This is a genomic window from Paenibacillus alginolyticus DSM 5050 = NBRC 15375 (assembly GCF_000422905.1).
GTDB classification, from domain to species: domain Bacteria; phylum Bacillota; class Bacilli; order Paenibacillales; family NBRC-103111; genus Paenibacillus_E; species Paenibacillus_E alginolyticus.
This window is the reverse complement of the sequence record NZ_AUGY01000204.1, coordinates 1-3,176: the sequence shown is the minus strand read 5'-3', so window position 1 is coordinate 3,176 and position 3,176 is coordinate 1. Positions and strand designations below refer to the sequence as shown.

Genomic DNA, 3,176 nt, shown 5'->3' with positions numbered 1-3,176 from the left:
GTAGAAATTGCGCTTTAGTGTGCTAGAGAAATGAGAAGCTGCGAGAGCGAGAGCATTTAGCAGCTAGACTCCATAATTAAGGGGCCGAACCGAATATAGACAATTAATTGAGCTTTTTTGAATCTATTTGCAAATTTACGGACTAAAGCTGGTAAGAAAAGGTTGAGTCCGAATGCGATCACAAAAGCGACTCCCCAATCTTTCATCCATGCACGAACAAAATGTTGAATAAAGCCACCTTCAAGTACAAAAGTCATAATTCCCGACATGATAAATGTCATAATCAATGACATAACGGATACAAATGTAAGCTGACGATATTTAGGATTGATTCTCATCAAAATAACTCCTTTGTAAGTTAGATTATTTTTTCTTGATTATGGACTTAGTATACCTCTCGTTAAAACAAAAATCAAGTGACAATTTTAGTTTTCTGTCATTTATTTTAAAATCATCCTCACCATGCGGAAAATATAGCAGCTACCGGAACTAATGTCAGGTTCTCGCAGATGAGTTCAACAAATGCGGGCATTTTTCCGCCAAATTAACCATACCCGGAATTGGAACTGATGGAGCGCTTATCTTTCCATTTAACGTAAACGGATCCGATTACAACGTTCCAGCGCCGCTTGACGACCAGCTTTTTTCACGTCCCGGCAGCCGCTGCGTTCTTTTATCAGGCCTGTATACCAAAAAAGAACCCAGCCAACGGCCAGATTCTTCCTATCACTATCATTTATTGGGCTGCAATCCAGGTCACATCTTTTTTGACTAAATAATCTTCCCATTCTTTAGGTGCAGCAGCGTCACTCACAATAATGTCAATCTCTTTTAAGTCAGCAATTTTATAAAATTGCACAAGACCAAACTTCGATTGATCGGACAGAACAATACTTTGCTTGGCATTTTTAATGAATTGCCTAGTCAATTGACCTTTCTCTTCATCAAAGCCTGTTATGCCTTTCTCAACCATCAAACCGTCAACAGAAAGGAAAGCTTTATCCGCATAAAAGTTTTCCACCATCTTCTCAGCTAATGTACCGGTAACCCGAGAATGCATGGAATTCACCTTGCCTCCAAGCAAATAGATGTCGCCTGAGTACAGCTCTTTATTTTTATAATCGATCAATAAGTACAAGGCAGGAATCGAAATGGTTAGAACGGTTATGTTCTTTTTATTCAGCAAATAATCAATCATGTGCAGAGTCGTTGTTCCGTCGTCAATGAAGATAACATCATTGTCCTCCACAAGCGTGGCAGCAGCTCTACCTATCTTGCGCTTCTCATCCGCATGCAGGACTTCCCTTTTGAGATGGGACGGCTCATCACGGGATAAATCAATCTTGACCGCGCCGCCATACACCCGCTTGAGTTTATTTTCCTCTTCCAGCTCTTCCAGATAACGACGAATCGTCTCCGAAGAAACATTCAGATTATCTACTAAATCATTCGTTTTTACTTTGCCTTCCAGGTTCAACTGGTTAAGAATGTAATCCTTCCGCTCTTCACCGATTAACGACATGTCGTTTAAGCCCCCAATATATGTGCAGCATCTAATGTAATTATATGTTTTTATTTAGGCATTTACCAAGCAGCTGTTCTCTTTTTCACTTTATTCAAATTGAGCTCGTACACGATACGAACGATAATATTCGTCGCAACAATTAGTGTAGACATCGCGGCAGCGGCAGTCCAATGCTTTACTAAGCTCATCTTCGGTAATGATCAAAGGCGGAGACAGAGTAAGAACATTTCCCTTGGATACTTTGAAATTAAGTCCACTGCCAAATAGCTGTACATTACACGCTCTGCCTCTTTGACAGCAGGGCTCCTTCGTCTTAAGATCCGTTACCATAATATCGCCTTCCATCTTCATGTAGGTCTTTGGTTCATGGTTGGTTGGCATTTGGTATCACCTCATGTGGATTTGGTTGCGTCTTATTTATATCTTACACAGCATTTGTAATCGCAAGGTTAAATACATGTAAAATTTGTGTTTTTTATTTGTTTTATTTTGTTTTCGTTGTTAAATTTTCATTTTTCAAATGATTTCACCTAACTTTACTGTTGACTTCCTTTTATTTATGGAGCAAATTATGTATAGGACATAGGAGAGGAATATGGACAATGAAAGCGATAAAAGCGATTATTTTTGATTTAGACAATACGTTACTGTGGGATGAACAAAGTATAAATGAAGCATTTCAAGAAACATGCCGTGTGGCTTTTGAGTCTGTCAACGTGGATCCTGCAGCACTTGAGGCTGCAGTACGCGAATTATCTGAGCACCTATTTCGTACAATGGCCTGTTATGAATTTGCCAAAATGATTGAGGTTACTCACTTGGAAGCCCTTTGGGGACGATTCGATTCGAAAGAGCATCCATCCTTTCTGGAGCTGGAACAGCTCGCCCCTATATACCAGAAGGAATCGTGGACACAAGGCTTACGTACATTGGGAATCGATGATCCTCAATTAGGCAAAGTGCTTGCCGAGCGATTTGCTCGCGAGCGAAGAGAGCGTCCCTTGGTTTATGAGACAACTTTCGAGGTCTTGAATACTTTGCATCACAAGTATCAACTACTGCTAATGACGAACGGTGCTCCCGATTTGCAGCAGGAAAAAGTAGACAGCATTCCTGGTTTAGCGGCTTACTTTGATCATATTCTTATCTCCGGCTCTTTCGGCAAAGGGAAACCAGATCCGACGATTTTTGAGCATGCGCTGAATCTGCTAGGTACCACTGTGGAAGAAACCATCATGGTTGGCGATAATTTAGATACGGATATTAGAGGGGCATTAGCGGTTGGCATGCGGAATGTTTGGATCAATCATCATAACCGAATGGCGCCGATTCACAATCGCCCAAGTTATGAGATCGCCACATTGCCTGAATTGCTGGGTATTTTGAAACCGGAGTAGTGTTAACGAAGATTTAAAACACTCACGATGGACATATTGAATTTCATTGGATTTGCTCCAATGGATTAATCCTATTTACCTCTCAAGCTCAAGCATTGTTCTTTGGAACACCTTTCTATCCCAGCAATGAGCTACAGCAAAAAGAGCCTATCGATTCATCGAGGCCACTGAAAAACTTGCGTCCTCCTAAATCAAGTTAATGCTCTACAGAAAAAGACGGCGTTACTCCCACATTCCGGGAGTAAACGCCGTCT

Annotated in this window: 4 protein-coding genes; 1 reads left to right on the top strand and 3 read right to left on the bottom strand. The window is 41.0% G+C overall.

Annotation, left to right across the window (positions count from 1 at the left end; all coding sequences use genetic code 11):
• Positions 1-56: 56 nt before the first annotated feature.
• From G519_RS46700 to G519_RS51505, 3 genes are all read right to left on the bottom strand, one after another.
• Positions 57-338, bottom strand: coding sequence for a DUF2798 domain-containing protein (locus G519_RS46700; RefSeq protein WP_036635528.1), 282 nt, complete (start codon positions 336-338; stop codon positions 57-59).
• Between the two features lie 398 nt (positions 339-736).
• Positions 737-1,522, bottom strand: coding sequence for a DeoR/GlpR family DNA-binding transcription regulator (locus G519_RS0138065; protein ID WP_029198990.1), 786 nt, complete (start codon positions 1,520-1,522; stop codon positions 737-739).
• Between the two features lie 90 nt (positions 1,523-1,612).
• The gene (locus G519_RS51505) at positions 1,613-1,906 is read right to left on the bottom strand and encodes a hypothetical protein (RefSeq protein WP_029198989.1); all 294 of its coding nucleotides are present in this window, start codon (positions 1,904-1,906) and stop codon (positions 1,613-1,615) included.
• A gap of 221 nt (positions 1,907-2,127) precedes the next feature.
• Between G519_RS51505 and G519_RS0138055 the strand changes: the two genes are divergently transcribed.
• The gene (locus tag G519_RS0138055; protein ID WP_036635526.1) at positions 2,128-2,922 is read left to right on the top strand and encodes an HAD family hydrolase; all 795 of its coding nucleotides are present in this window, start codon (positions 2,128-2,130) and stop codon (positions 2,920-2,922) included.
• The last annotated feature ends 254 nt before the right edge of the window (positions 2,923-3,176 follow it).